Annotated in this window: 23 protein-coding genes; 8 read left to right on the top strand and 15 right to left on the bottom strand. The window is 72.6% G+C overall.

Annotated features, from left to right (window positions below; genetic code table 11):
• Positions 1-13: 13 nt before the first annotated feature.
• The gene (locus tag ACWEGE_RS34610) at positions 14-943 is read left to right on the top strand and encodes an AraC family transcriptional regulator (RefSeq protein WP_449664685.1); all 930 of its coding nucleotides are present in this window, start codon (positions 14-16) and stop codon (positions 941-943) included.
• A 153-nt stretch (positions 944-1,096) separates the two neighbouring features.
• On the opposite strand, the gene ACWEGE_RS34605 is transcribed toward ACWEGE_RS34610, so the two are convergent.
• The 7 genes from ACWEGE_RS34605 to ACWEGE_RS34575 form a co-directional block, all read right to left on the bottom strand.
• Positions 1,097-1,708, bottom strand: coding sequence for a TMEM175 family protein (locus tag ACWEGE_RS34605; RefSeq protein ID WP_449664684.1), 612 nt, complete (start codon positions 1,706-1,708; stop codon positions 1,097-1,099).
• Positions 1,709-1,766: 58 nt separating this feature from the next.
• A complete protein-coding gene (locus ACWEGE_RS34600; RefSeq protein WP_449664683.1) occupies positions 1,767-3,911 on the bottom strand; it encodes an ATP-binding protein in 2,145 nt (714 codons plus the stop codon).
• 208 nt (positions 3,912-4,119) lie between these two features.
• On the bottom strand, positions 4,120-4,317 hold the full coding sequence (locus tag ACWEGE_RS34595; protein ID WP_449664682.1) for a ferredoxin: 198 nt from the start codon (positions 4,315-4,317) through the stop codon (positions 4,120-4,122).
• 13 nt (positions 4,318-4,330) lie between these two features.
• Complete coding sequence (locus ACWEGE_RS34590) at positions 4,331-5,515, bottom strand: cytochrome P450 (RefSeq protein ID WP_449664681.1); 1,185 nt, start codon at positions 5,513-5,515, stop codon at positions 4,331-4,333.
• Positions 5,516-5,565: 50 nt separating this feature from the next.
• Complete coding sequence (locus tag ACWEGE_RS34585) at positions 5,566-5,907, bottom strand: DoxX family protein (protein WP_449664680.1); 342 nt, start codon at positions 5,905-5,907, stop codon at positions 5,566-5,568.
• Positions 5,904-7,781, bottom strand: coding sequence for an acyl-CoA synthetase (locus ACWEGE_RS34580; RefSeq protein ID WP_449664679.1), 1,878 nt, complete (start codon positions 7,779-7,781; stop codon positions 5,904-5,906). The genes ACWEGE_RS34585 and ACWEGE_RS34580 overlap by 4 nt, the downstream gene beginning before the upstream one ends.
• The gene (locus ACWEGE_RS34575; protein WP_449664678.1) at positions 7,778-8,707 is read right to left on the bottom strand and encodes a fumarylacetoacetate hydrolase family protein; all 930 of its coding nucleotides are present in this window, start codon (positions 8,705-8,707) and stop codon (positions 7,778-7,780) included. Before ACWEGE_RS34575 ends, ACWEGE_RS34580 begins: the two co-directional genes overlap by 4 nt.
• Before the next feature lie 228 nt (positions 8,708-8,935).
• Between ACWEGE_RS34575 and ACWEGE_RS34570 the strand changes: the two genes are divergently transcribed.
• Positions 8,936-9,592 carry a TetR/AcrR family transcriptional regulator gene (locus tag ACWEGE_RS34570; protein WP_449664677.1) on the top strand — a complete coding sequence of 219 codons (657 nt, stop codon included), beginning with the start codon at positions 8,936-8,938 and terminating at the stop codon, positions 9,590-9,592.
• 97 nt (positions 9,593-9,689) lie between these two features.
• Here ACWEGE_RS34570 and ACWEGE_RS34565 read toward each other — a convergent pair whose 3' ends face one another.
• The 4 genes from ACWEGE_RS34565 to ACWEGE_RS34550 all read right to left on the bottom strand — a co-directional run bounded on the left by ACWEGE_RS34565 (position 9,690) and on the right by ACWEGE_RS34550 (position 13,151).
• Positions 9,690-10,022: a hypothetical protein gene (locus ACWEGE_RS34565; protein WP_449664676.1), complete on the bottom strand. Its 333-nt coding sequence runs from the start codon at positions 10,020-10,022 to the stop codon at positions 9,690-9,692.
• Positions 10,023-10,090: 68 nt separating this feature from the next.
• Entirely contained in the window at positions 10,091-11,245 is a 1,155-nt protein-coding gene (locus ACWEGE_RS34560; protein WP_449664675.1) for a 4-hydroxybenzoate 3-monooxygenase, read from the bottom strand.
• A gap of 75 nt (positions 11,246-11,320) precedes the next feature.
• The gene (locus ACWEGE_RS34555; RefSeq protein ID WP_449664674.1) at positions 11,321-12,100 is read right to left on the bottom strand and encodes an AraC family transcriptional regulator; all 780 of its coding nucleotides are present in this window, start codon (positions 12,098-12,100) and stop codon (positions 11,321-11,323) included.
• A gap of 64 nt (positions 12,101-12,164) precedes the next feature.
• Complete coding sequence (locus ACWEGE_RS34550) at positions 12,165-13,151, bottom strand: helix-turn-helix domain-containing protein (protein WP_449664673.1); 987 nt, start codon at positions 13,149-13,151, stop codon at positions 12,165-12,167.
• Between the two features lie 183 nt (positions 13,152-13,334).
• Between ACWEGE_RS34550 and ACWEGE_RS34545 the strand changes: the two genes are divergently transcribed.
• The gene (locus tag ACWEGE_RS34545; protein ID WP_449664672.1) at positions 13,335-14,750 is read left to right on the top strand and encodes a M1 family metallopeptidase; all 1,416 of its coding nucleotides are present in this window, start codon (positions 13,335-13,337) and stop codon (positions 14,748-14,750) included.
• 11 nt (positions 14,751-14,761) lie between these two features.
• On the opposite strand, the gene ACWEGE_RS34540 is transcribed toward ACWEGE_RS34545, so the two are convergent.
• A complete protein-coding gene (locus tag ACWEGE_RS34540; RefSeq protein ID WP_449664671.1) occupies positions 14,762-16,714 on the bottom strand; it encodes a YhgE/Pip family protein in 1,953 nt (650 codons plus the stop codon).
• A complete protein-coding gene (locus tag ACWEGE_RS34535; protein ID WP_449664670.1) occupies positions 16,714-19,392 on the bottom strand; it encodes an MMPL family transporter in 2,679 nt (892 codons plus the stop codon). Before ACWEGE_RS34535 ends, ACWEGE_RS34540 begins: the two co-directional genes overlap by 1 nt.
• Before the next feature lie 111 nt (positions 19,393-19,503).
• Here ACWEGE_RS34535 and ACWEGE_RS34530 point away from each other — a divergent pair, with 111 nt between their 5' ends.
• Together ACWEGE_RS34530 and ACWEGE_RS34525 are read left to right on the top strand one after the other, a co-directional pair.
• Entirely contained in the window at positions 19,504-20,169 is a 666-nt protein-coding gene (locus ACWEGE_RS34530; protein WP_449664669.1) for a TetR/AcrR family transcriptional regulator, read from the top strand.
• Entirely contained in the window at positions 20,166-20,702 is a 537-nt protein-coding gene (locus tag ACWEGE_RS34525) for a DUF1990 family protein (protein ID WP_449664668.1), read from the top strand. Before ACWEGE_RS34530 ends, ACWEGE_RS34525 begins: the two co-directional genes overlap by 4 nt.
• On the opposite strand, the gene ACWEGE_RS34520 is transcribed toward ACWEGE_RS34525, so the two are convergent.
• Positions 20,695-21,474 carry a TetR/AcrR family transcriptional regulator gene (locus ACWEGE_RS34520; protein WP_449664667.1) on the bottom strand — a complete coding sequence of 260 codons (780 nt, stop codon included), beginning with the start codon at positions 21,472-21,474 and terminating at the stop codon, positions 20,695-20,697. The two genes, ACWEGE_RS34525 and ACWEGE_RS34520, sit on opposite strands and share 8 nt — an antisense overlap.
• An 86-nt stretch (positions 21,475-21,560) precedes the next feature.
• On the opposite strand from ACWEGE_RS34520, the gene ACWEGE_RS34515 reads away from it, so the two are divergent.
• The 3 genes from ACWEGE_RS34515 to ACWEGE_RS34505 all read left to right on the top strand — a co-directional run bounded on the left by ACWEGE_RS34515 (position 21,561) and on the right by ACWEGE_RS34505 (position 26,044).
• Positions 21,561-22,676 carry an FAD-dependent oxidoreductase gene (locus tag ACWEGE_RS34515; protein ID WP_449664666.1) on the top strand — a complete coding sequence of 372 codons (1,116 nt, stop codon included), beginning with the start codon at positions 21,561-21,563 and terminating at the stop codon, positions 22,674-22,676.
• A gap of 156 nt (positions 22,677-22,832) precedes the next feature.
• Positions 22,833-23,111 carry a hypothetical protein gene (locus tag ACWEGE_RS34510; protein WP_449664665.1) on the top strand — a complete coding sequence of 93 codons (279 nt, stop codon included), beginning with the start codon at positions 22,833-22,835 and terminating at the stop codon, positions 23,109-23,111.
• Positions 23,108-26,044 carry an RNA polymerase sigma factor gene (locus ACWEGE_RS34505; protein ID WP_449664664.1) on the top strand — a complete coding sequence of 979 codons (2,937 nt, stop codon included), beginning with the start codon at positions 23,108-23,110 and terminating at the stop codon, positions 26,042-26,044. The genes ACWEGE_RS34510 and ACWEGE_RS34505 overlap by 4 nt, the downstream gene beginning before the upstream one ends.
• On the opposite strand, the gene ACWEGE_RS34500 is transcribed toward ACWEGE_RS34505, so the two are convergent.
• Positions 26,022-26,657: a hypothetical protein gene (locus ACWEGE_RS34500; protein ID WP_449664663.1), complete on the bottom strand. Its 636-nt coding sequence runs from the start codon at positions 26,655-26,657 to the stop codon at positions 26,022-26,024. The genes ACWEGE_RS34505 and ACWEGE_RS34500 overlap by 23 nt on opposite strands.
• Positions 26,658-26,670: the final 13 nt, after the last annotated feature.

Raw genomic sequence — 26,670 nt, 5'->3', positions numbered from 1 at the left:
TACTGTGCAGGTCATGGACGTACTGGCCGACGTGCTCGCCGTTTCCGGTGTCCGGGGCACGATCGGCACCCGGATCGAGGCCGGCGGCACGTGGGGGATCCGCCTGGAGGACTGCCCCGGGGAGACGATGCACGCCATCACGTCCGGCAGCGCGTGGCTGGTCGTGGACGGCGAGCAGCCGCGCGAGCTCACCACCGGCGATGTCGTGCTGCTGGCGGCCGGGACGGTGCACACGCTCGTGAGCGCGCCCGGTGCCACGGCCCTGGCCTGCGACGCGGAGGGCGCCGCTCGGGCCCGCGAGTCCGGCGGGATCGTCACGATCGGGTCGGCGCCGGCGCGGACCCGGCTGGTGACCATGCACTACGACCACGACCCGGCGGTGCGCACCCAGGTGCTCCGCGCGCTTCCGCCGCTGGTCCACGTGCGCGCCGATACCGGCGCGGCGTGTTTCGACGACGCGGTGCGCCTGCTCGGCCGAGAGCTCGCCCACCCGCAGCTGGCGACGGCCGCGGTGCTCAACAGCCTCGCCGACATCATGCTGATCCAGGTGCTGCGGGCCTGGCTGGCGACCCGGCCCGCCGAGCAGCACGGGACGTGGCTCGGCATGCTGGCCGACCCGGTCGTCGGGGAGGCACTGGAACGCATCCACCGTGAGCCGTCCCGGCCCTGGACCGCGACCACCCTGGCGTCGGCGATCTCGGTGTCCCGCGCGACGCTCGCCCGCAGGTTCCCGGCGGCGATCGGGCAGAGTCCCGGGGCGTACCTGACGCAGTGGCGGATGGACCTCGCCGCGGTCCGGCTGCGCGACACCGACGACACGGTCGAAAGCGTCGCCGCCGGGGTCGGTTACACCTCGCTTCCCGCGTTCAGCAGGGCCTTCAGCCGGGCCCACGGCAACGCGCCGGGTCGGTACCGCGCACGGGCGCGCGAGGCATCGGCGTGACGGCTCCCGGGCGTGGCCGGACCGGGCGCAACCGCTGGCAGCCGATGGTGCCACCACAGCTCTCGCCGCCGCTCCGTCCACTTCGGATCAGATACGCGAACCTGGCCGGCGGTCCGAAGCCGCGGCACCGACGGCCCCGCGGATCACGGCGGCCTACCGGTCGGCGCGGCGCGCCCTAAGCCAGAAGGCGATCCTCGCCGGGAACAACAGCAGCAACAGGACGTAGTAGCCGAAAGGCGGCTTGATGAACCCCACCACGACCGCGAGCGCGAACACGACCGAGCTCAGCACGTGGTTCCAGAACACCTCGTCCGACACCGGTTCGGCGTCCCCGCGGATGTCCGGGTCCCGGCGGATGATGGCCACCATCGTCGTGTGGCACAGGCTGCTGGCCAGCAGCGTCCCCAGGTAGAACAGCACGGTGAAGCGCTCGGACTGGTAGGCGCCGATCAGCTCGGTCGGGAAGGGCAGCAGCGCGATCGTCAGCAGCCAGCAGAAGTTGACGCGGATCAGCGCGGAGCTGTACGACCGCACGTGTTCGAAGATCCGGTGGTGCACGCCCCAGAAGCGGCCGATCACGACGAAGCTGAGCAGGAAGCTGACGATCTTCGACCAGTTGTGCGTGACCGCCTCGACCGCCGGCTTGTGCTCCGCGACCAGCTCGGGTACCAGGTCGGTGAGCGGGAGGACCAGCAACGTCAGGGCGATCGCGACCACGGCGTCGGTGAAGAACACCAGCCGCTCGGACGACTTCTTCTGCTCCACGCGGACATCAAACACCACACTTCCGGGGCCACGACCACCGCCGCCGCCCGACGGCGGGTCAGCTCGACAGCAGCCTCCGAACGCGAGCGGCGTCGGCGTCACGGCCTTGGTCCTCGTACATCCGCAGCGCCTCCCGCCACGTCGCGCGCGCGAGTTCGTGCCGGCCGAGGGCGGCTTGCGGGTGGCCGAGCCGATCCAGGCTGTTGACGGCCTCGGTCGTGTTGCCGAGGGCGCGGTGCCGGCTGACGGCCTGCTCGTAGTACGCGATCGCCCGGTGGTAGTCGCCGGTGTGGTGGGCGATGTAGCCGAGGCTGTCCAGGGCCTTGGCCTCACCGATGGGGTTGCGGTGGCGCCGGTGCCGGGCCAACGCGGTCAGGCAGTCGCGGCGCGCGCTGCCGTAGCGGCCCAGTTGCGCCGCGAGCCAGCCCGTCGCGTTGAGCGCGAACGCTTCCAGCACCGGCTGGTCCAGGTCGCGGAACAGCTCGCGGGCGCGAACGGCGTGCTCCAGTGCCTGCCGGCTGTCTCCCCGGTGTTCCCACGCCCACGCCAGATTCCGATGGCTCTGGGCCTGCCGGTCCACGTCGCGGTGGTGCTCGGCCAGGCGCAGGGCGCGCTGCATGTGCTCGATCCCTTCCCCCGGACGCCCCAAGGCGGTGCAGGCGTGACCGAGGTGCTGGTGGGCGTCGATGCGGGCGACGGAGTCGGGCAGCTGCCCGGCGGCGTCCAACGCCGCTTGCCACACCCGGAGCCGGTCGACGCGGTGGCCTCGCCGCCAGTGGAACGTGTCCAGCGCCCAGGCCAGCTGCCACACCTCGGCGTGCCACCCCTGGTCTGCGGCGGCGTGGTGAGCCGCCAGCAGCGTGGGGTGCTCGGTCTCCAGCCACGTCATCGCGGTCGATGCGTCGGACAACGGCGGGGGGTGCACGCCGGGGGCGGGCGGCCCGAGCCGGATGGGCGGGCGGTGCGGGTCGAGGAGGCGGTCGGCGGCATACGCGACGTGCAGCTGGAAATCGAGCACCCGCCGCAGCGCCGCCTCCCGGGTGTCCCCGGCTTCGCGCCAGTGGTCCGGATCCGTGGCGAACAGGCGGATCAGGTCGTGCATCCGGTACCGGCCGGGGGTGTGCTGCTGGACCAGGGACGCGTTCTCCAGCTCCCGCAGCACCAGCCGCGTCCGGTGCGCGGGGAGGGCCGCCAGCGCCGCGACGGCGGGCAGGCTGATGTCCGGGCCGGGCGCGATCCCCAGCAGCTCGAGCAGGTTCGCCGCCGGACCGCTCAGGGCACGGGTCGACCAGGACAGGACGACGCGCAGGTTCGAGTGCAGGTCCCCGGCGTCCAGCCCGTCGAGCCGGACGGCCGTGTCGCGCAGTTCCTCGGCCAGCACCGCGAGCGGGAAGCCGGGGTGGTGCTCGATGCGCGCGGCGACGATCCGGATCGCCAGCGGGAGCCCCGCGCAGCAGGCCAGCAAGCCGGCCACCGCTTCCGGCTCGGCCGCCATCCGCTGCGGGCCGAGGTGGTTCGCCAGCAGGTTCCGGGCGTCGGCGGCGGGCAGCACGTCGAGGTCCAGCAGGCGGCCGCGGCCGGTGCCCAGGCCGGTGAGCCGACGCCGGCTGGTGACGATCACGGTGCAGGCCGGGCTGCCCGGCAGCAGCGACCGCACCTGGTCGACGCCGTCCGCGTTGTCCAGCATGATCAGCATCCGCCTGCCGTCGACCAGGCTCCGGTACAACCCGATCTGGGCCTGCAGCGACCCCGGGATCCGGTCGGGATCGACCCCGAAGGCGTCGAGGAACCCGCGCACCGCGACGGCCGGCTCCAGCGGTGCGCCCACCGGGGAAAACGCCTGCAGGTCGACGAAGAGCTGGCCGTCGGGGAACCGATCCTGGTGGGCGTGCGCCCAGTGCAGCGCCAGCGCGGTCTTCCCGATCCCCCCGGTGCCGGCCAGCGCGGAGATCACCACGGCGGCGCCGGAGGGGGCCCCGCCGGTGTCCAGCGCGGCACTGAGCTGCGCCAGTTCGGGCAGGCGGCCGACGAACCGGCCGGGCGCGGGTGGCAGCTGCCGCGGAACCGGCGCCCGGTACGGCTGCTGCTGGACGATGTGGGCGAAGGTGCCGGCCTGGACCACAACGCCCGAAACGGTCTCGGCGGACACGGTGTTGCGCACCGGCGGCTCTCCGGCGCCGTGGGCTCCTTCGTGCTCCGTCATCCACCGCACCTCCGCCTCCTGCGGCGGGACACAGGACCCCACCCGGCGAATCCTCGTGACCGCTCCGCACAAGGTCGTCCGCTCACAGCGACCCGTTACGCGGCGCTCGCGAGAGCCGGCGACGCCTCAGTGGCGCGTTCCCTCCTGCGGCTGGATCACGCGGTAACGCAGGTGGGTGGTGGCCGCAGTGACCCGGGCCGCCGTCGTGTCACGGGAGCTCCCGCAGCGCGGCGACCGGGCACGAGGTGACGGCCGCCCGGGCGGCCGCGAGCTGCTCCGGCGGGATGTCGGTGCCTTCGAAGTGGTGGACGAGTTCGGCCTCGTCGTCGAGTTCGAAGATCGCGGGGGCCTGTTCGGTGCACAGGCCGTGGCCTTCGCAGCGGTCGTGGTCGGCGGAAATCTTCACCGGGTGTCCCCTTTCAGGCCGGGACGAGTTCGATCGGGAGCCGCTCGAGGCGGTGGATGATGTTGTTCCGCGCCCACTCGGGGGTTCCGGCCGGCTCGATCCTGCCGACGCGGGCCACGAGCGCGCGCAGCATCGCCTGGGTTTCCATGCGGGCCAGGCCCTGTCCGGCGCAGCCGTGCGTGCCGTGCCCGAAGCCGAGCTGGCGGGCGGCGTCCCGGCGGACGTCGAACTTGCCGGGGTCGTCCCACACCAGCGCGTCGCGGTTGGCGGAGGCGTAGAGGACGAGGACACGGGAGCCCGCGGGCAGTGCCGTGCCTGCCACCTCGGTGTCGCGTGCGACTTTGCGGCTGAAGGCGCGCAACGGCGATTCGTACCGGACGATCTCGTTGACGGCGTTGGGGATCAGGCTCGGGTCGTCCTTGAGGAGCTGCCACTGGCCGGGGTGGGTGGCGAACAGGTGCAGGGCGCTCGCGATCGCGCTGAGCGTGGTGTCCAGGGACGGCGCCAGGTAGTCGATCATCAGCGCCGGGCACTCGGCGTGGGCGAGCTTGCCGTCGTCGGCCGCGCGCAGCAGGTCGTCGCCCATGCTGCCGGGCAGGACCTTCCGCTGCTTCGCGACGGTGTGCGCGAACCGCGCCATGCCGAGGCCGGCCGGGACCGCCTGCACCGCCTGGCCGTTCAAGGGCCCCAGGATGTCGAAGGTCGCCGCGCCCCACCGCAGCAGGTTCTCCCGCCCCTCCACCGGCCACCCGACGAGGTCGGGGACCACCGCGGCGGGCAGGGCGGCCGCGACTTCGACGCCGTCGACGGTGCGCCGGGCGAGTGCGGCGTCGACGATCTCGGCCGCCTGGCGGTCCACGACGTCCCTCATCGCGCGCAGCGCCCGAGGCGTCAGCCGGTGGGCGACCAGGGCCCGGCGGCGGGCGTGGTCTTCGCCGTCGCTGTTGAGGGTCGTGCCCCGGGAGAGCCGGTTGGCGACGGGATTGAGGGCGACGCCGTCGCCGGAGACGAAGGTCCTGTCGTCCAGCAGCACGGCCTTGCATTCGGCGTAGCGGGGCAGCGCGTGGACCTTGTGCTTGGGCAGCCACACCACCGGGCCGAGTTCGCGCAGGTTCGCGTAGTGCGGGTACGGGTCCAGGATCGCTTGCGGTGAATAGATGTCCGGCCGGTACACCGGCACTTCGTGGCGTCGGGGCATCGATGCTCCTGGTCAGGGGTAGCGGCATCCGGTGGTGACGACGGGCACGTTCACGGCGACACCCCGAGGGCCACGAGGTAGCCGGCGACGAGCACCGCGCAGACGATCGCCGGCACGAGGTCGCGGACCCCGTCCCGGTTGCGCACGTGCGTGACGAGGGCGCCGGCGAGCAGGAGGAGCAGGCCGGCGCCGGCCAGGGCGCCGAGCACCGGCACGGTCAGGCCGAGCAGGAGACCGGCGGCGCCCGCGATCTCCAGTGCCCCGATGCCGCGGTAGGCGGTGACGGAAAACCCGGTGTGCGTGGCGCGTTCCCGCATGGGCGCGAGCGCGAACAGCTTGGCCGCACCGAGGAGGAAGAAGACGACCGCCACGAGGACGGACAGGACGATCATGAGTTCCCCTGGAGTGTCAGGCGGGTGGGCACGGTGTAGCGCGCGAGAGCCGCCGTCACCTTCGGTTCGTCCACTTCGGACGGAAGGGTGACGGCGGCGAGCACGGTGCCGTCCTCGATCACCGCGTCGACCGTTACCCCCTCGAACGAGGCGAGTGCTTCGGCGATCGCACGACGGGTGGCGTCGGCGCGCAGGGCGAGTTTGTAGGGCTTGCCGACGTCGGTCACGGGCAGCGCGTCGAGCACCGTGACGGCCTTCGGCGCGGCGGCGCGCTCGGGTACCCGGTCGGCGGCCCAACCGAGCAGGTCGGCCTCGGTCGCGGTGGCACCGGGTGTGAGGGTCACGTAGGCGACGGGCACCTCCCCGGCGTGCTCGTCGGGGCGGCCGACCGCGCCGGCCGCGGTGACCTCGGGGTGGGCCAGCAGGGCGTCCTCGATCATCGCCGGGTCGATGTTGTGCCCGCCGCGGATGATGAGGTCCTTCGCCCGCCCGGCCAGGTGCACGAACCCGTCGGCGTCGAGCCGGGCCAGGTCACCGGTGTCCAGCCAGCCGTCGCGGAGTTTGCCGAGGCCGTCCAGGACGTACCCGCCCTCGTCCCGGCCGACGACGTAGCCGGGGAACACGGTCGGGCCGCTGATGGCCAGCACCCCGGTCTCCCCGCGGGGCAGCTCCTCCCCCGTCTCCGGGCGGACGACCTTCATCCGCTGGTAGGGCAGGCGCTGGCCGACGGTGCCGGGGCGCGGGAAGCCGGGGAAGCTGCGCGCACTGGCGCAGGTGGCTTCGGTCAGCCCGTAGCCTTCGACCAGGGTGACGCCGGTGTGGGCCTGGAACCCGTCCCGCACGGCCGCGGGCAGCGGCGACGCGCCGACCATGGCGTAGCGCAGGCTCGAGATGTCCGCGTCGACCGGGCACTGCGCGAGCACCGCGTACACGGTGGGGACCGCGCTCATCGCCGCGATCCGGTGGTGCTCGACGATCTTCCAGAACTGCCCGTACAGCGCGGGTTCGCGGTAGCCGAGCGGACCGGCCCACACCGCGTGCTGGCCCTTGAACAACGGCGCCAGCAGCGTGACGACCAGCGCGTTGACGTGGAACAGCGGCAGCGCCGCGAACACGACCGAGCCGACGTCCAGCAGCGAGTTCGCCGCGATCATCCACGCGTCGGCGACCTCGTTGGCGTGCGTGTGCGCGGCCAGCTTCGGGGCCCCGGTGGTGCCGCCGGTGTGGAACAACGCCGCCAGGTCCGACGCCACCGGGGGTTCACCGGCGAACCCGGAAGAGTCCATTGTGGAGGCGAGCTCGGTGAGGTAGCCGACCCGCACCCCCTCGATGGCGGGCAACGCGGCCGGTTCGCCCGCCGCGCCGGTCGGGCGCAGCACCAGGACGACGTCCAGCTCGGCGGCCAGCGTCCGGGCGGTGTCCCAGGTTTCCGGCGCGAGTTCCGGCCCGGCGGTGACCAGCACGCGCGCGCCGGACCGGCGGAGCAGCTCGCCGAGGTGGTCGCGGGACAGGCCGCCGTTCAGCGGGGCCGCGATCCCGGCCAGCTGCGCGGCCAGGGTCGCCGGAACCAGGTCGGCGCAGTTGGGGGCCATCAACGCGACCGCATCGCCCCGCCGGATCCCGAGCTCGTGCAGCAGGTTCGCGTGGCGGTGGACGTCGGCGAGCAGCTCGGCGAACGTGCGGCGGACGGGCGCACGCCACCGCGCGGCCTCGGGCAGCACGGTGGTCGCCGCGTGGTCCGGCCACCACCCGGCGGCCCGCAGGAGCAGGGCGTAGGTCGACTCCGGCAGGCCTCGTTCGGCGAGCGGGACGGCCTCGATCGCGGCCAGGTCGGCGGGGCCGGCGTACGGCGGCCACAGGGATGCGCCGCTCATCGCCGGTACCTCACGACCGTGCGCTGGGTGCCCAGGTCGAGGGCGCCGTCGTCGGTCGCGATCGACGCCTCGACGACGTCGCCGTCGGCCAGGTACTTCGGGTTTTTCGCCTGGCCCTTGAAGAACAGCTGCCACTTCAGTGCCGGTGGCAGCAGCGCGGCGATCTTTTCCACGGCTTTCGGCGGTGCGGACAGCGCGGTGCCGGCGGGAGTCCCCGTCAGCACCAGATCGCCGGGATCCAGCCGCTGGAACCGGGCCAAGGCCCGCAGGGCCTCGAGCGGGCGGTGGATCATGTCGGCGCCGACGACCGCGTCCTGGCGGACCGTGCCGTTGACCGAAAGCCGCAGCCGCAGGTCGGCGAACCGCTTCAGCTCGCCGGCCGCCAAGAGCACGAGGGCGGGCCCGACCGGGGTGAACGTCGGGTACGACTTGGCCTCGTAGAACTGGGTCTGCGGCAGCTGGACGTCGCGGGCGGAGACGTCATCGGTGACCACCAGGCCCGCGATGCACTCCTCCGGCGCGGTGATTTCGCTGCCGACCGGGATCGCCCGGCCGATGACCAGCCCGATCTCCACCTCGTAGTCGAGCAGCCGCACGTGGGCCGGCTTGACGACGTCGTCGAACGGGCCGCTGATCGATCCGGACGTCTTGCGGAAGAACGTCAGGGGAACGGTCTTCGGGTCCATCCCGGCGTCGGTGACGTGCGAGGTGAAGTTGGTCATCTGGGCGACCACGCGGCAGGGCGCGGTGACCGGGGAGACCAGGTCGAGCCAGGCCACCGGCACGGTGTCCGTGGCCGCCGCCGTGATCGCCGCCCGGTCGGCGAGCAGTTCGGCGGTGGTCGTCGCCGTCGTGGGGATCTTCGCCGCGCCGGACGGAGTGGCGACGTACCAGGCATCGGCGGTGCGCAGGACGGTCAGGCTCATGAGCGGGCCACTTTCAGCAGGCCCAGCAGGCGCCGGGCGTCGAACAGGTCGCGGTCGCCGCAGTGCTCGGCCATGAACCCGGCTGGATCTCCCAAGGCGCCTCCATCCACGTTGATGACGACATCGTCACTTACGAGCATATCCTCAGTCAAGCACTTCTGACGATTTCCTCACCAATGACGCGATGGGCTACGATGCGACGACGACCAGCGAAGACGGGAGCACGGGATGCCGGAGCACGCGCCGAGCCGGCTGGAACGGCGCAAGGCGCGCACCCGCGCGGCCCTGGTCCGGGCCGCCCAGGCACTCATCGCCGAGGGGAAGACCGCGGTGCCGATCCTGGAGATCACCCAGGCCGCGGACGTCGGGATGGGGTCGTTCTACAACCACTTCGAGACGAAGGAGCAGCTCTACCACGCAGCGGTCGAGGACGCCCTCGACGTCCACGGCGCCCTGCTGGACGAGCTCACCGCCGGACTGGACGACCCGGCACAGGTCTTCGCGCAGAGCTTCCGGCTGACCGGGCGCCTGCACCGGCGCCATCCCGGACTCAGCAAGGTGCTCCTGCACCACGGTCTCGAGCTCGCCACGTCGGAGAGCGGGCTGGCCCCCCGCGCCCGCCGCGACATCGAAGCCGCCGTGCGAGCCGGCCGCTTCACCGTCACCGACACCGAACTCGCCATGGTCACGGTCTCCGGGGCCGCACTCGGCCTCGGCCACCTGCTGCACCGCCGGCCCGAGCGCGACGACGCCGCCACGACCGACCAGGTGACCGAGGACCTGCTGCGCATGCTCGGCCTCACCGCCGCCGAAGCCCACGAGATCTGCGGCCGCCCGCTGCCCGACCTCGACGCCACCGCGATCGGCCCGGACACCGCCGCCTGAACCCGGCGAGCCCCGGCTCGGGGAACCACAGCTGCCGCGGACGTCAGCTCGCCGGCACGGGTGGCCGGAGGAGGTTCTCCACTCGGACAGTTGCCGATCACCGGGCCACGCCGAGCGGTGCGGCCGGCCCTTGCCCGCGCGCCGAGCGGGCGACGAGGTAGCCGGGCACGTCGTCCGGGGCCACCTCGTCCTCGAACCGGCCGTGCTCGTCCTCGAACGTCACCGCGTCCAGTCCTTCCGCGACGATCGCCTCGATCGAGAAATCACCGACGGAGAACGACAGCCACCAGTTCCAGGGTGTCCCCGGCGCGGGTTCCGCCTCCGGGCCGACCTCGATCGAGGCCGGGCCGGTCACGGCCAGTACCGGAAGCCACCCGTCGCGCCACTCGAGCACCGTCGAACGCTCGCGCCGCCACCTGCCCTCGCTCATCCCCGTCCATTCCCCCTTCAGGCTCAGGTGACCGCCCATCTTGGTCCCCATCCGGTCAGCCGCGGACGTCAGCTCACCGGCACGGGTGGCCGGAGGAGGTTCTCCAGGTTCGCTCGCGCGACCCGCTTGAGGAACTCGCCGCGGTAGGTGGTGTCGCCGGAGTCGTGCATCGTGTCGGTCATCGCGACCGCGGCTGCCTGTCGTTCCCACGTGTGGGCCAGGCAGGTGTCCGAATAGCGCTCCAGCAGGTTCCCGTCGTCCTTTTCGACCTGGCGGATGATCGCCCGGGCGAGTTCCCCGGCGTCGTGCAGGGCGAGGCTCATTCCCTCCGCGCTCATCGGGGAAATCAGGTGCGCCGCGTCGCCGAGGAGGTGGAGCCTGCCGTAGCTCATCGGGCTGAACACCACACCGCGCAGCGGCACGACCTGCCTGCTGACGATCGGTCCCCTCGGCACCGGTCCGCCGAACCGCGTTCCGAGCTCGCTCCAGACGCGTTCGTCCGGCCAGTCCTCGACGGTGTCGGTGACCGAGCACTGCAGGTAGACCCGGCTCGCGTCCGGGCCGCGGGTGATCCGGGCGGCGAAGCCGCGGGAATGCACCGCCATCACGGCCGGCGGCTCGGCGGGCACCTCCGTCATGACGGTCAGCCAGGCGTAGCCGAACTCGTGGGTGTGGCAGGTGAGGAAGCCGTCGGGAACGGCCGTCCTAATGACGCCCTGGTGGCCGTCGCTGCCGGCGACGAAGTCGCAGCCGATCACCGTGGCCGAGCCGGCGGCGTCGCGGTAGCGCACCTGGGGACGCCCGGTGTCGAGACCGGCCAGTGCAATGTCCGTGGCCTCGAAACGGAGGTCGCCACCGTCACGCAGGAAGATCCTGATCAGGTTCCGGACCAGGATCTGCTGCGGGACGAAGACCCCTTCGGCGTCCTCGTGGTCGTCCATGTGCCATTCGCGCTCCGCACCGTCGATGATCAGCGGCATCGGCGCGTCGGAAGAATCGTGACCGGGCCCCTCGACGGCCTCTCCCACCCCCCATTCGCGCAGGACGCGCACGCCGCGGGCGTCGAGCGCCCCGGCCCGCTGCCGGTTCTCGACGTGCTCGCGGCTGTGCTTTTCCAAGATGACGCAAGCGATTCCGCCGCGCAGCAGGAAGGTGCCGAGCGCGAGCCCGGCGACCCCGCCGCCCACGATGACCGCGGTCGTGTTTTCTTCTGTTCGAGTCATGATCGCCACTGTGGCCAGGGCCGGCGAGTGCCGTCCACCGATAACCCGACGTCCGATAACGGAAACCCGCCAACGTCACTGATCGCCGCGGTCGCGCAGGCCGGCCTGGTAGCGCCCGGGGGTTTGCCCGACGACGGCGGTGAACGCCTCGATGAAGGTCGAGGGGTTCGACCACCCGCAGGTGATCGCGGTGTCGGTGACGGAGTCGCCGCCGGTGAGCCGGATGAGGGCGTGGTGGATGCGCAGGACGGTGCGCCAGCGGTGGAAGCTCATGCCGAGGTCGGTGTGGAACAGGCGGCTGAGGGTGCGTTCGCTCGTCCCGGCGGCCCGCCCCAGTTCGGCCAGGGTCGTGCTCCGGCCGGGGTCGGCGTGCAGGAAAGCGGTCGCGGCGCGCAGCCGGTCGTCACGCGGCTCGGGCAGGTGGAAGGACTGCTCGGGAACCTCGCCGAGTTCGTCGAGCACCACCGCGCGCAGCCGCCGGTCGGCCTCGGCGGACTTCCCCCGGTCGCCGGTCAGCGCCAGGATGCCCTCGCGCAGCAGGGGCGACACCGCGAACACGCAGGGGTGCTCGGCCAGGCCGCCGCACTCGTCGGCGGGGACGGCGAGGAGGCGGGCGTCGGTCCGGCCGTAGAAGCGGTGCGAGTGCTCGAAACCCGGCGGCGTCCAGGTGATCCGGTCGGCGGGCGCGATCCAGGTGCCGTACTCGGTCGTGGTGGCGAAGGCCCCGGCTGCCGCGTACACCAGCTGCCCGTCGCGGTGGGAGTGGCCGGCGAGGTGGTAACCGTGCGGAAGCCAGCCCGCGCCCTGCGGCGTCCGATCGTCCGGCAGCGCGGAAGGTGCGCGGGTTTCCTGCATCGGACGTCAACCTACCGGCGGTACGGCACCCGCGGCAACGGACCGCGGGAACACGAAGGCGGGCTCAGGTCTCCTCCCGGCGCAGAGCCGCCGCCATCCACTCCTGGACCTCCGCCGTCCCGGCCGGGTCGGGTTCGGGGGTGCCGTTGATCGTGGCCACCAGTCGGCCGTACCTGACCATCAGGTCCATCCCGGTCAGCTTGGCGCGCGTTTCCGCCGATCTCTTCCGGTCGAAGCCGGCCATGCTGCGGCGGGCCTTTTCGATGTCGTGCGTCCCGGTCATGGCGGCGACGAAACCGGCCGTGTCGGCCGCCATCCGCTCGGCGATGTCGCGGGCCTGCGGGGAATCCGCCGGGACACCCGCCTGCTGCGCCGCCCGTGCCTCCAGGAAGAGCTCCCGCTGACGCTCGGCCCGGGCCAGCATTTCCGGGGTGGCCATCAGCTTGCCCCGTTCGGTGCCGAACGCGCGGCGGAAGAAGTTCCGCAGCTCGGTGCGGAACTGCTCGTCCTGCACGATTTCCGCGAGTTCGATCCACGCCTCGAGCTGCTCGGTGGACGGCTCTTCCGGCAGGTGCGGCCGACGGCTGTGCAGCCGTTCCACGTAGCCGGGGTGGACGTCCAGGCCGTCGGTCACGAAGTCCCAGAACCGGCTGATGAGGTGGTCGCGGTCGTCGTCGGACATCGACACGAGCTTGTGCATCAGGCTCACCTGGTCCGTCGTCGTGCGCTGCCGCACGATGGTCCGCAGCACCGCGCGGCGCGCGTGGAACTGCCGCAACTGGTCCTCGACCAGCCGCAGATGCCGGGCGGCCAGGTCCTGGAGCGTGTTCTCCGCGGCCAGCACCCGGCGGATGTCGTCCAGGCCGGCGCCGAGGTCGCGGAGGGTGCGCACGAGTTCCAGCCGGGCGATGGCCTGCACGTCGTACTGCCGGAAGCCACCCTCGGTGAGACCGGTGGGCGCGACGACACCCTCGTCGGCGTAGAACCTGATCGCGCTCACGCTCAAACCGGTGCGGCGGGCGACGTCCCCGATGGGGTAGAGCTCGGTCATACCCGCCACTGTGCGGTCTCGACCGGCTTGAGAGTCAAGGTGCTGCCGGCTGCGGGCCGCGATCCTCGGTGGCCCAACCGGCCAGGAACCGCCCGAACCGGACTTTCGAGGCCCCGCAACAGGGTTGATCCGCGCGCGGGATCCGACCTACTCTTCAGCGTCGATGCTTGCCGAGGAGGGCCGATGCGAGGCGCCAACCCCAGTCGTGGCCACTTGCTGGTCGTCTCTTGTGTACTGTCCGCCGGTCTGCTGGCCGCGACGAGCCCGGCCGCGGAGGCGGCGCCGCGGTTCTCCCCCGGTGCGCCGGGCGCCGGGGACCCGTACTTCCCCGACATGGGCAACGGCGGCTACGACGTCGGCCACTACGACATCCGGCTCGCCTACCACCCCGACACGCAGGCGATCGACGCGACGACGACGATCCTCGCCACGGCCACCCAGGACCTCTCCCGCTTCGACCTGGACTTCCAGGGGCCGCTGACGATCAGCGCGCTCACGGTGAACGGCCGGAACGCCGGCTTCACCCGCAGCGGCGCCCAGGAGCTGGTGATCACCCCGCCGTACGGCCTGCGCAAGGGCAGCCCGTTCGTCGTCTCGGTGAGCTACGCCGGGGTCCCGCAGAAGATCGACGACCCCGCGCTCGGCCTCTCCGGCTGGGTCACCACCAAGGACGGCGCGGTCGCGCTCAACCAGCCGATCGGCGCCGCGACCTACTACCCGGTGAACGACACCCCCGCCGACAAGGCGACCTACACCCAGACCATCACCGTGCCGTCCGGGCTCACCGTGCTGGCCAACGGCGAACCCGGGCCGACCACCACCCGCGATCACCAGACCACCTTCCGCTGGTCCATGAACCGGCCGATGGCCAGCGAGCTGAGCATGCTCGCGATCGGCCGGTACAACACCACCCGCGGCACGACCACCGACGGCCTGCCGAACATCACCGCGATCGGCCAGTCGATCGACACCAAACCCGGGCAGGGCAAGGTGTTCAACCAGACCACGGCGCAGATCGTCCAGTGGGAATCGTCGGTGTACGGGCCGTACCCGTTCGACTCGACCGGCGGCGTCCTCGCCGACGTCGGCGTCCACTACGCCCTCGAGACGCAGAGCCGGCCCGTCTACGACCAGCGCACCAGCGACGTCGACGGCGACCTGCTCGCCCACGAGCTCGGCCACCAGTGGTTCGGCGACAGCCTCACCCCGGCGCACTGGTCGGACATCTGGCTCAACGAAGGCTTCGCGACCTATTCGGAATGGCTCTACCAGGAGAAGTTCAACAACGTCCCGGTGCAGCAGACCTTCGCGGAGACCTACGCCGGCGAGAAGGACTGGAGCGGCAAGGTCGCCGATCCCGGGCGCGACCACATCTTCGACGACCTGGTCTACAACCGCGGCGCGATGGCCCTGCAGGCGCTGCGCACGAAGATCGGCGACCGTGCCTTCTTCCAGGTGCTCACGCGGTGGCCGGCGACCCACCGGTACGGCACTGTCTCGACGTCGCAGTTCGTCCAGTTCGTCGAACGGCTGACCGGCCGCGACCTCGGCTCGTTCTTCGACACCTGGCTCTACCGGCCGGGCAAGCCGTCCCTCTGACCGCGGCCGCCTCAGGCGATCGCCGGCGGATACGCGTGGCGAAGGCTCCTGGCGGACAGGTAGCGGCGGCGGTCGGTGACCAGGATCGAGACGAGCGTGCCGGCCACCAGCCACGCGGCGAGCTGGGCGACGCCGGTCGTGAGGCCGGTGCCGTCGGTGGCCGCGGCGCGCAGGGCCAGGACGGCGCCGTGGGTCGGGAGGTAGTCCGCGAGAGCGTAGAGCGGTCCGGGAAGCGTTGACACGACGCCGGTGGCGCCCGCCAGGACCAGCACGGCCAGCGAGGCGATCCGGCCGGCGCGGCCGAAGATCGCCGTGGCGGCCTGGTTGAGGGCGACGAACGCCGAGGCGGCCAGCAGCGCGATCAGCAGGAAGCCGATCGCGCCGGCGAAGCCGAGTTCCAGGACGGGGACGGCGATCGCGGTGATGGCGAGCGCCGCGAGGGCGGCTGCGGTCGCGCCGGGGATGGCGGCGCGGAGGATGATCCGCCAGGTGGGCTCGCGCGCGGTCAGGACGCCGTCCGGCACGGCCCGGGTGACGATGTAGGTGGCCAGTGCCAGCGCCCAGAGGGCGAGCGCGGCGAACAGCGTCAGGGCCAGGGTGCCGATCGGGGTGCCGCCGGTCGTGGCGGTGCTGGGGTCCGCGGCGACGGTCTTGAGGTGGGCGCGTTCGGCGTCGGTGTAGCTGGGCACCTGGTCGCGGCCCTGGTCCAGCTGCGTGGCGAGCTCCCCGGCGCCGTCGGCGGCTTTCTTGGTGCCGTCCTCGAGCTGCCCGGCGCCGGAGGCGAGCTGCTGCGCGCCGGAGTTCGCTTGCCGGACGCCGGTGTCGAGCTGCCGCGCGCCACTGGCGGCGGACGCGATGCCGGCCGCCAGTTGCCGGGACTTCGTGGCGAGCTGGGCGTTGCCGTCGGCGACCTTGCGGGACCCGGTCGCCAGCGCCTGGACGGAGTCGCGGGTCTTCACGGCGTTGGCGCGGACGGTGGCTTTGACGCCGTCGATCTTCCCGGCGTCGGTGGTGAACCGGTCCGCGGCCTGCCGGAGCTCGCCGCAGAACGCCGGGGTGCCGGTGCACTCGTCGGCGAGCTGCCGGAACCGCTGGGCCGCGCTGCTCGCCGAGGGGACGGCGTCGATCGCGGCGATGATCCGGTTGGCCAGCGGCACGACGACGCCGGCGAGCTGTTCGTTGCCGTCGGCGACCTGGTCGGCGCCGTCGGCCAGCTGCCGGGTCAGCGCGGGCAGCTGCGCGGTGTCGCGCTCGGCCTGGGTGAGTCCGGAGGCGAGCTTGCCGGAGCCGGTGGCGAGCTGCGCGGTTCCGACGGCGAGCTGGTCGGCGCCGGTGCGCAGCTGCCCGGCGGCGTCGTCCAGCCGGCGCGTACCGTCGGCGAGCTGCGCCGCGCCGTCGGCGGCCTGGCCGACCTTCTGGTGCAGGGTGCTGAATCCGATGTAGACGTTGTCCAAATAGGTCTGCACGACCTGCTGGTTCAACGTCCGCTGGGTGGCTTGGGCGATGTGGTCGGCCAGGCCGGGATCGCCGACGCCGGCGGCGTCGGACGTCTGCACCTGCAGCTGGGCCTGGCGGGCGTCGAGGGGTTTGGCGGTGGCGGCCGAGGTGGCGCGGGCGGAGAAGTCCTTCGGGATGGTCACCGTGGCCGAGTAGCTGCCGTCGGCGAGACCGGCCGCGGCGTCGTCGGCGTCGGTGAGCACCCAGTCGTAGGCCGAATCTCCGCTGTGGGTCAGGTATCCGGCGAGCTGACGGCCGAGCGGGATGGTCTGCCCGTTGACCTGGACGGGTTCGTCGTTGTTGACCACGGCGGCCTTCGCGGTGCCGTGGTTGGCCGCGGGCGCCCAGAACGCCCACGTGAGCAGGCCCATGACGATCAGCGGGACGGCGATCAGGCCGGTCCAGGTGCGCCAGGTCAGCGGGCCCGTGGCGAGGGCGCGGGCGGAGTCGGCGAAGGGCTTGAGCATCAGGAGACCTCGGCGGGCTGGACGGCGGTGAGGGCGTGCAGGTGGGCGTCCGCGGGCAGCAGGTCCGCGATGCGCTCGGGGTCCTGGCAGGTCAGCACGAAGGTCGTGGCGCCCCGCTCGGCGACGAGCCTGCGGACGTGACCGCGGAGGTCGGCGCGCAGCACGAGGTCGACGTCGTCGACCACGACGAGCCCGGCGTCGCCGTCGCGGGCGATCTGCCGGGCCGGGTCCTTCACGGCCCGGCACGGGATGACGGCGACGTCGCGGCGCAGGGCGTGCGTGTGCTGGGGCAGCACCCGGCCGAGCACCTTGAGGTCGCCGGTGAACTTCGTGACGCGCCCGGCGAGCGTGTACGCCAGCGCGGTCTTGCCGCAGGCGCCCGCGCCGTGCAGCACCAGCACGCCGCCGCGGGGCACGCGCAGGTCGACGTCGCGGTACACCGGACGGCCGCGGTCGTCCTCCCAGCGCAGGTCGCGCGCGCTGATCGCCTCGTCGGTGCCGGGCCAATCGGCGAGCCGCAGCTCGTGCACGAGCGCGTCGCCCTCGGCGTCGAACACCGGCAGCGCCCGGTCGAGCTTCGGTGGCAGCCCCCAGGCACGGCGGCCCAGCAGCGCCAGGACCGCGGGCACCAGCGTCATCCGCACGACGAAGGCGTCGACGAAGACCCCGACGGCGAGGCTGAAGGCGATGGGTTTGATGGTGGCGCTGCCTTCCGGGACGAACGCGGCGAACACCGCGAACATGATCACCGCGGCGGCGACCACCACGCGCGAGGCGGAGACGAACCCGGATTCGATCGCGTGGTGCGGATCGCCGTGGTGGACGTAGTCCTCGCGGATCCGCGAGACGAGGAAGACCTCGTAGTCCATGGCGAGTCCGAAGAGGACACCCATGAGGATGATCGGCAGGAAGCTGATCACGCTGCCGGTGTGCGTCACGCCGAGGGCGTCCGCGAGGTGTCCTTGCACGAACACGAACGACGTCGCGCCGAAGGCCGCGGCGACCGAGAGCAGGTAGCCCGCGGTGGCCTTGACCGGCACCCAGATCGAGCGGAACACCATGGCCAGCAGGATCAGCGAGAGCCCGACGACGAGGATCCCGAACGGGAGCAGGGCGCTGCCGAGCTGGGTGGAGACGTCGATGCCGACGGCGGTGATGCCGGTGACCGCGGTCTGCGTCCCGTAGACCTCGCGGAAGTGCGGCTCCAGGCCGCGCAGCCGGGCGACCAGTTCGTCGGTCTGCGCGGAGTCCGGCGCGGTGGTGGGGATGACCTGGATGATGCCGGTGTCGCCCTTGGGGTTCGGGGTGGCCAGCGGGACCGAGGCGACGCCGGGGACGCGGCGGATCTCGCCGGCGATCTTGTTCACCAGGCCGATCGGGTCGGTGCTGGTGATGATGTCGGCGGTGACGATCAGCGGGCCGTTGTAGCCGGGCCCGAAGTGTTCGCCGACGACCTCGTAGGTGTCGCGGGCGGGGCTGCCGTGCTCCTCGGTGCCGTTGTCCGGCAACGCCAGCCGCAACGACGTGGCCGGGATCGCGCAGACGGCCAGGCCGGCCACCACGACCAGCACGGTGACCAGGGGTGCCTTCGTCGCGGTGCGGACCCACCAGCGCGCGATCTGCGGTTTCCGGCGGGGCCGGGTCTTTCGCGGTTTCGGGGCGCGCGGCCGCAACCGCTTGCCCGCGAAGGACATCAGCGCCGGCACCAGGGTGACGGCGATCGCGACCGCCAGCGCCACGGCGACCGCGGCGGCGACGCCCATGGTGGTCAGGAACGGGATTCCGGCCACGGCCAGCCCGAGCAGGGCGATGACGACGGTCAGGCCGGCGAAGATGACCGCCGAGCCGGCGGTGGCGGTGGCGCGGGCGATCGACTCCTCGACGTCGAGGCCTTCGGCGAGCTGGTCGCGGTGCCGGGACAACAGGAACAGGGCGTAGTCGATGCCGACGGCGAGCCCGATCATCACCGCCAGCATCGGTGCGGTGGAGGAGATCGGCGTCACCAGCGTGGCGAGGAAGACGAGCCCGATCGCGACGCCGACCCCGAGGACCGCCGTGACCAGCGGCATCACCGCGGCGATCAGGGACCGGAACATCAGCACCAGGACCAGCAGCGCGATGAGCAGGCCGACGCCCTCGGTGGGGCTGAGCTTCGGGACCCGGTTGGAGAACGCGTCGCCGCCGGTGTGGACCTTCGCGCCGGTCTGCCGCCCGAGGTCGTCGGCGATCGTCGCGAGCTGGGTCTTGGTGGCCGGATCGACCGCGGCGAGCTGCACCTTCAGCGGCACGGCGATCAACGCGGCCCGGCCGTCACCCGACACCGCGCCGGTGACGTTCTCGTCGAAGGGGTTCACGACGGTGGCGACCTGGTCCAGCTTCCCGATCCGGGCCACCGCCCGCGCCACCGCGGCGCGGTTGCCCGGGGTGTCGGCCTTCGCTCCCTCCGGGACGACCAGGACCAGCTGGGCCGACGTGCCGCTGACTTCGGGGAAGACCCGGCCGAGGTGGTCCAGCGCGTCCTGCGACTCGGAGCCGGGGATGGCGAACGCGTCGTCGGTGCCGTGGTTGAACACCAGCGCCGCGCCGCCGGCGACCGCCAGCACCACCACCCACAGCGCCAGCACGAGCACCCGCGCACGGGCGGCGGCGCGGCCCAGCCGGTAGAGGAACGACGACACGAAGACTCCTGACCACGTTGGATACGTCGTGTATCGTAATACAGGATGCATCCGATGCGCAGTGCATCCCGTCACTCCGCCGGGTGAGCCGGGGAAAGTAAGGTGAACGACATGGCGACCACCAGCACGGACCTGGGCACCCCGAAGGGCATGACCCGGCGGCGCGCGGAGACCCGGCGCCGGGTCATGGCGGCGGCCTACGAGGTGTTCACCGAGCTGGGCATCCGCGACGCCCCGGTCGAGCTGATCTGCGAACGGGCCGGCTTCACCCGCGGCGCGTTCTACTCGAACTTCGCCAGCAAGGAAGCGCTGTTCCTGGCGATCTACGAGGTGGAGATGCGGGAGCGCGCCGAGCGGCTGCGCGTCGCCGTCGAAGAGGCGGCCGGCCGGGCCACGCCCGGTTCCGTCGACGAGGTGCTGCAGGAAGCCGGCCTGCTGTTCATGGCGTCCCTCGCCGCCGACGAGACGTGGTACCTGCTCAACGCCGAGTTCCGCGCCCAGGCCATGCGGCAGCCGGAACTGCGCGAGCCGACCGCGTCCGCCGAGGGCCGGTTCCACGACGCGCTCGCCGGCATCCTGCAGAACCTGCTCGCCCGGCTGGACCTGCGGCTCGCCGTCGACCCGCGCAGTGCCGTCGTCACGATCGTGGCCCTCTACGAGACCATGCTCGAACGCGCGATCCTCGACGAGCTCCCCGACCGGGCCGACAGCCGGTACCTGACCGACGTGCTCCCCCGGCTGTTCACGGCCCTGGTCGCCCCGGGGGACGAGGGGTGAAGAACGCGGTCCGGCGACGGCTCGCCGCCGCCCGGCGGCAAGCCCTCGGCTACCCCGAGATCGGCGAGTCCCTCTCGAGCGGGCCGCCGCCGTCCGGCTATCGCCTCATCGAGCGGACGGCCGAGTTCGACGGCGGTTTCGCCGCGGCCCGGGAACGCCTTTTCGGCTGGGAGATGCAGCGGAAAGCCGGCATCGCCGTCCATCCGCCGGACGCCCGGTGCGAAGCCGGGGCGACCGTCCTGCTCCGCCGGTGGTTCCTGGTCCTGCCGGTGTACGCGCCGTGCCGCGTGGTGCGGGTGATCGACGAAGAGGGGTGCGCCGGTTTCGCCTACGGCACGCTCACCGGTCATCCCGAGTGCGGCGAGGAGTCCTTCGTCCTCAGGGAAGCGGCCGACGGCACGCTGACGTTCACCATCCGGGCGTTCTCCAAGCCGGCCCGCTGGTACTCCCGCCTCGGCCGGGTCCCGGCGATGTTCGTCCAGGACGCGATAACCCGGAAGTACCTGACCGCGCTGGCGGACCGAGCTACTTGATCTTCGTTGGATCATCGCGGCCATCGGCTCGTGGCGGCCGTTCTGTCCACGACCGAGGACCGCCGAGGTTGTCCACGATCAGGCCGAGGGTGAATTCGAACCGGTCCTCTCCGGTGCCGGAAGTCAGCTCGGCGGCATACCGGCGAGTCTGCGGAAAGGCGGCGGACGGCAGTGCCGCGAACCGGCTCAGCAGTTCCTCGCGGCCGACGACCCATTCGTCGTCCGGGTTCTTGCGCCGCTGCCGGACCAGTGACTGCTCCAACGCATACGCGCTGACGTAGAGGGACAGCGCGTCGAGGGCCCACGCGGCCGTCTGCGGTTCGATTCCCCCGGCGAGCAGGATCGCGAAGAGTCCTTCGCGGACCCGCAACGCCTCGAGGTTGGTGGGGACCGTGCCCAGCGCGGCCCGGGACACCCCCGGGTACCTCAGGTACTGGTCGCGGATCTGCGTGTAGACGTCGAGGATCTGCGTTCGCCACCTGGCCGGGTCCGGTTCGGGCAGCACGATTTCGGAACAGAGCCGGCCGACGAGCAGGTCGTCGATGTCGTCCTTGTTCACGATGTGCGCGTACAGCGACGACGGCCCGGTGCCGAGCACCGCGGCGACCCGGCGGATGGTCAGCGCGTCGTAGCCCTCGGCCGCCACGACCTGCAGGGCCGCGTCGGTGATCCGGTCGACCGTGATGGGCCGCTTGGGTGACGGCGGAGCAGCGGGGTCGCCATCGGGCTGGGCGTGCCGGGCTGCTCGGCGCTGCCGGGGGTCGGAGGGCATGCGGATCACTATAGCTTGCGACGAACTTAGTTCCACTGCTAGAACTTAGTTCGTAAGCGACGAACTAAGTTCAGAAGGGGTGTCGGATGCGAGTGACCATCGCCGGAGCCGGGCTGGGCGGTCTGTGCCTGGCGCAGGGTCTGCGCGGCGCCGGGATCGAAGCCCACGTGTACGAGCGGGACGCCGCGATCACCGCGCGGTTCCAGGGCTACCGGCTCGTGCTGAACCCCACCGGGCTGGCCGCGCTGCGGGACTGCGTGCCGCAACGCTGGCACCCCCTGCTGGACGCGATCACCGGCGACGTCTACGGCGAGCGGCTGGTCCTGGACCCGCAGCTGAACAGGATCGGCGAGCTCGGCCCCGGCCGGACCGGGACCGTGGTCGACCGGCAGGTGCTGCGCCACCTGCTGCTGACCGGGCTCACCGTGCACACGGGGGCCGCGCTGACCGGCTACGACGTCCTGGCCGACGGCCGGGTCGAAGCCCGGTTCGCGCACGCGGACCCGGCCGTCGCCGACCTGCTCGTCGGGGGGGACGGGATCGGCTCCGCGGTCCGCGCGGTGCTGTCGCCGCGGACCACGCCCACCGACACCGGCGTCCGGTTCGTCATCGGCCGCACGCCGCTGACCGGGGAGTTCGCCGGGCTGGCCCCGGCCTTCGGCTCGAAAATCGCCGGAAACGGCGTGAGCCTGCTGCTCGGCGCAATGCGGTTCCGCACCCCGCCGAAGGAAGCGGCCGAAGCACTGGCGCCCGAAGTGGTCCTCCCCGACGTCCGCGACTACGTGCGCTGGGCCATGATCCTGCCGCCGGACGGCTCACCCGGCGAGCTGACCCCGCAGGAGGCCGTGCTGTCCAGGATCGAGGGCTGGCACCCGGACCTGCGCACGCTCGTCGAGCGGTCCGACCCGGACCACAGCACCCTGCTGCCCATCCGGGTGGCCGAGCCCCGCGAGCGCTGGGCGCCCGGCCCGGTCACGCTGCTCGGCGACGCCATCCACGCCACCTCCCCCACCGGCGGCAACGGGGCGAACACCGCTTTGCGCGACGCCGCCTTGCTGCGCCGGTGCCTGACCGAGGGCCGGCCGGACCTCCTCTGCGCGATCGGCGGCTACGAACGGCAGATGTTCGAGTACGGCGCCGACGCCGTGCGCCACAGCCTCGACGCGCTCCCCGCCTACGTCCCCCACCCGGACTCGGTCTGACCGCAGCTGGACAAAAGGCGGACAACCGGGGCGAACGCCTACCCGGTACCGGTTCCGCCCGCGAAAATGGCTGCGGAATTTTTCGCGTCACGCGGGGAGAAACCGGCCCGGTGCGCCACGAGTCAGGCGACACGGTTGCCGACCTCGGGAGATGCCATGGACGTCCTGCGCTCCGAGCAGGAAGAAGACCGCGCCTTGGTGGCGCGGCTGCACGACGGTGACTGGAGCGCGCTCGACGTGCTCTACGGCCGGTACGCCCGTCCGGTTTTCCAGCGCTGCTGGCGGATCCTGCGCGAACGGAGGCTGTCGTGGGAGATCACCCACGACACGTTCGCCCAGTTCGTCGGGCACCTGCCCTGCCCGTGCGGGCAGCCGGCGCGGGAATGGCTGCTGGAAACCGGCACCCGCCTCGCCACCCGGAGGGCCGCGCGATGACCGAGGCGGAGATCTTCGAACACTGCCGCACCAGCGTGCGGGCCTACCTGCGGCGGCACGTGCCCAACCCGGCCGACCTCGACGACTGCGTGAGCGAGGTCGTCCTCCGCGCCCTGGTGGGCCTGCGCCGGGGCGCCGAGCCCGACGTGCTCGAGGCCTGGCTGATCGGCATCGCCAAGAACGTGCTCAAAGAACGCTACCGGGCCGCCAAGGAGCACGAGCTGCCCGGCGAACTCGCGCAGGAACCGGGTGAGCCACAGCTGGAGCTGGCCCGGACCGACCTGCCGGACCTGCCTTCGGAGTACGAACTGCTGCTGGGCAAGCAGCAGTTGTGGGCCACGCTCGACGCGGCGACCCGCGGGCTCGGCGACGGCCTGGCCGCGATCATGCGCGTCCACCTGCGGCTCACCATGGAACGCGGGCGCCACGTCGTCGGCGCGGAACTGGCGGCGGAGCTGGGCCGGCCGGTCGACGTGGTGAACCGGCAGCTGCAGCGGTCCCGGCTCCGGATGCTCGACGCGATCGCGGCGCTCGTCCTCGCCCGCACCGGCCGCGCGGACTGCGCCGGGCTGTGCGAGGTGCTCGACGCCGGCCGGCTGCGCGCGGGACGGCGGCTGCTGCTCGACCCCGAGCGGACGCGCGCGGTGCTCAAGCACGCCGCCGGTTGTGCGACGTGTTCTCCGCGCGTCGAGGAAGCCCGCGACTACAGCCGCTGGGCCCTCGGTCCCGGGCTGCTGCGCCTGGCCGAGGACGACGAGGAACGCCGCCGGGCGCTCGTCGCGCTGCTCGACCGCCTCGGCGAGGGCGGGATCTCGTCGGCGCCGGCGCAGGCGGCGGCCGCGCTGGCCGTGCCGCTGCCGATGGCGGGACCCGCGAACCTCGCGGGCCGGCTGCTCACGTCCCGGCCCGCGCTCGTGCGCAAGGTGGACGGGGTCACCCGGTTCGTGCGGGACAACCCGGACGTGGCGCACCGGATCGCGGCCGCGGCGACGGGCGGGCTCGCGGCCGCCGCGGCCATCGTGGCCGCGGTGCTGGCCGGTTCCGACGGCGGTGGCGTGCCGCCGCTCGCCGAAGCCCCGCGCGCACCCGGGACGACCGCGCCCGCCGCGGCGACGCCCACGGTGAGCGCCCCGGCCGCCAAGCCGGTGGCCCTGACGGTCCCGGAGAGCACTCCGCCGCCCAGCACGACCTCGCCGGGGAACGGCGTGCCACCGGCGCCCGGCTCGTCCGCGGCGCGCCCGGCCGTCCCACCGCCGGCGACCACGCCACCCGCCACGGTGCCCCCGACCACGGCGCCGCCCGCCACGTCGACACCACCGACCACAGTCCCACCAACCACAACGCCGCCGACCACAGTCCCACCGACCACGGCGCCGCCCACCACATCGACACCACCGACCACGGTCCCACCAACCACAGCGCCACCGACCACAGCGCCGCCCACGACGGCACCGCCCACCACCACTGCGCCGCCCACCACGACGGCACCGCAGCCGAAGCCGATCACGATCGACGCCACCGGCGTCTCCTACACGACGATCACCATCTCCGGCGTCGGCGTGCGCGACTCCCGGCAGGCCCAGACCCTGGACCTCGCCCCAGGCCCGTACACCCTCGCCACCCCGGCCGGCCAGGTGCTCCCCTTCCGCGTCACCGACGACTACCGCGTCCGCTACGACCTGCCGCCGGACGGTCCGCTGACCGGCTACGACAGTTCGACACTGACCGTGCGCGGGTACGGGATCACCTTCGACGTGTCCGATGTGGACTACTACAACATGGCGGTCGGCGGCACCGGTTTCCCGGTGCCGCAACCGGTCCGGCACCTCAACCTGCTGCCGGGCAGGCACAACGTGGTGACGGCCAACGGGAACTCGCTGCCGTTCACCGTCACCGAAGCGGGCGAGGTCAGCCTGCTCGCCGATCCGCACCACCTGCTGACCTGGGACCGCGGGGTGCTCGCCGTGCACGGCCTGCCGGTGACCCTCGACGCGACCGGCGCCGACTACTACAACATCACCGTCAGCGGCGCGGGCTGGCCCGCCCCGCAGGCGGTCCGCACGTTCCGGCTGCTGCCCGGCACGCACTCGGTCGTCACGGCGAACGGGAACTCGGTCCCGTTCACCGTCACCGCGGACGGCACCGTTACCTACGCCGACGCCCTCGACGGGGTGTTGAAGCTCGCCGGCAACGGCAAAACGCTGCAGGTGCACGGCTTCCGCGTCACGCTGGACGCCACGGACACCGACTACACCAACACGACCGTCAGCGGCACGGGCTGGCGTACCCCGCAGGCCGTCCGCGAACTCCGGCTGCTGCCCGGTGCCCACCGGGTGGTCGCGTCCGACGGGTCGAGCGTGCCGTTCACCGTGACCGCCGACGGGCTCGTGCGCTCCGGCAGCCCGCTGCTCACCGCGACCGGGGCCGTGCTGGCGATCCACGGGCTGCCGGTCACCCTGGACGTCACGGACCTCGGCTACGCCAACGCGTCGATCGAGGGGGTGGCGTTCGGGACGCCGAGGCCGGCGCGCACGCTGCGGGTCTTCCCCGGCGCCCACCGCGTGGTCACCGGCGGCGGGCCCACGGTGGCGTTCACCGTCGACGACCGCGGTTTCGTGGGCTACGACCCGGCGTTGCGGGGCCTGCTCACCGGCGAGGGCGGCCGCACGCTCGCCGTCCACGGCTCCGGAATCACCTTCGACGCCACCGGGTCCGGGTACCCGCAGTTCGGCGTCGAGGGCGTCGGCTGGTGGGACGCCCGGCAGCCCCACGTCGTGCGGCTCCTGCCGGGCACCCACTACGTGACGGCGCGGGGCGGACGGCGGTACCCCTTCACGGTGACGAGCGCCGGCCGCGTCACGTACGCGACCGGCCTCGACAGCGTGTTCGCCGGCCGCGACGGCACGACGCTCACGCTTCGCCCGCCCGGCTGACCGGCACGCGGACCCGGTCCACCCGGGCCGGGTCCGCGTCCGCCCGCAGCCACGCCAGCACGTCGACCTCCTTGACCCGGATCCGCACCGGCGCGTAGGTGTCCGGGTCGATGCCCTTGTAGCCGTGCCGGACGACGCCGTCGTGGATCCGTTCCGACACCACGACCGCCAGGTCGGTGCCGGACCGCGCGAGGAACTCGTAGAGCGGTTCGCCGTCGACCAGCCGGCACGCGAGCTTCACGTCTTCGCTCACCCACCGCGGCCAGGCGCGCAGCAGCTCCCCCGCGTGCACCGCCAGCCGCAGCCGCATCCGCCACGCCGGTGCGACGACGGCGTTGTACGCGTGCAGCTCGGCGACGAGCCGCGGCACGAACGGGTCCAGCAGGTCCGCTTTGGACACCGCGGCCGGCACGATGACGAGCAGCCCGTCCCCGCAGTCCTGGCTGGACAGCCGCCACCAGCCGACCCCGGCCGCCCGGAAGGCGGCCCGCATCATCTTCGCCAGCGCGGCCCGCGCCCGCAGCTGCGCGAGGTTGTCCCAGCGGGACGACCCCGCGATGTCCACCACCACGATCGACCGGTGCACCGGCCCCCTCGACCCCACACTCAGCATCGGCTGCTCCCTT

The organism is Amycolatopsis sp. NPDC004747 (assembly GCF_053601335.1).
The sequence above is the reverse complement of the archived record's forward strand: the minus strand, read 5'-3'. Positions and strand labels throughout refer to the sequence as shown.

Bases quoted from the DNA above. Each gene is read 5' to 3' on its own strand.
- ACWEGE_RS34600 (WP_449664683.1), bottom strand. From the start codon at position 3,911: ATGACGGAGCACGAAGGAGCCCACGGCGCCGGAGAGCCGCCGGTGCGC.
- ACWEGE_RS34530 (WP_449664669.1), top strand. From the start codon at position 19,504: ATGGCGACCACCAGCACGGACCTGGGCACCCCGAAGGGCATGACCCGG.
- ACWEGE_RS34550 (WP_449664673.1), bottom strand. From the start codon at position 13,151: ATGACCGAGCTCTACCCCATCGGGGACGTCGCCCGCCGCACCGGTTTG.
- ACWEGE_RS34590 (WP_449664681.1), bottom strand. From the start codon at position 5,515: ATGCCCCGACGCCACGAAGTGCCGGTGTACCGGCCGGACATCTATTCA.
- ACWEGE_RS34575 (WP_449664678.1), bottom strand. From the start codon at position 8,707: ATGAGCCTGACCGTCCTGCGCACCGCCGATGCCTGGTACGTCGCCACT.
- ACWEGE_RS34570 (WP_449664677.1), top strand. From the start codon at position 8,936: ATGCCGGAGCACGCGCCGAGCCGGCTGGAACGGCGCAAGGCGCGCACC.
- ACWEGE_RS34510 (WP_449664665.1), top strand. From the start codon at position 22,833: ATGGACGTCCTGCGCTCCGAGCAGGAAGAAGACCGCGCCTTGGTGGCG.
- ACWEGE_RS34565 (WP_449664676.1), bottom strand. From the start codon at position 10,022: ATGAGCGAGGGCAGGTGGCGGCGCGAGCGTTCGACGGTGCTCGAGTGG.
- ACWEGE_RS34610 (WP_449664685.1), top strand. From the start codon at position 14: ATGGACGTACTGGCCGACGTGCTCGCCGTTTCCGGTGTCCGGGGCACG.
- ACWEGE_RS34515 (WP_449664666.1), top strand. From the start codon at position 21,561: ATGCGAGTGACCATCGCCGGAGCCGGGCTGGGCGGTCTGTGCCTGGCG.
- ACWEGE_RS34555 (WP_449664674.1), bottom strand. From the start codon at position 12,100: ATGCAGGAAACCCGCGCACCTTCCGCGCTGCCGGACGATCGGACGCCG.
- ACWEGE_RS34580 (WP_449664679.1), bottom strand. From the start codon at position 7,781: ATGAGCGGCGCATCCCTGTGGCCGCCGTACGCCGGCCCCGCCGACCTG.
- ACWEGE_RS34540 (WP_449664671.1), bottom strand. From the start codon at position 16,714: ATGCTCAAGCCCTTCGCCGACTCCGCCCGCGCCCTCGCCACGGGCCCG.
- ACWEGE_RS34520 (WP_449664667.1), bottom strand. From the start codon at position 21,474: ATGCCCTCCGACCCCCGGCAGCGCCGAGCAGCCCGGCACGCCCAGCCC.
- ACWEGE_RS34545 (WP_449664672.1), top strand. From the start codon at position 13,335: ATGCGAGGCGCCAACCCCAGTCGTGGCCACTTGCTGGTCGTCTCTTGT.
- ACWEGE_RS34560 (WP_449664675.1), bottom strand. From the start codon at position 11,245: ATGACTCGAACAGAAGAAAACACGACCGCGGTCATCGTGGGCGGCGGG.
- ACWEGE_RS34505 (WP_449664664.1), top strand. From the start codon at position 23,108: ATGACCGAGGCGGAGATCTTCGAACACTGCCGCACCAGCGTGCGGGCC.
- ACWEGE_RS34500 (WP_449664663.1), bottom strand. From the start codon at position 26,657: ATGCTGAGTGTGGGGTCGAGGGGGCCGGTGCACCGGTCGATCGTGGTG.
- ACWEGE_RS34585 (WP_449664680.1), bottom strand. From the start codon at position 5,907: ATGATCGTCCTGTCCGTCCTCGTGGCGGTCGTCTTCTTCCTCCTCGGT.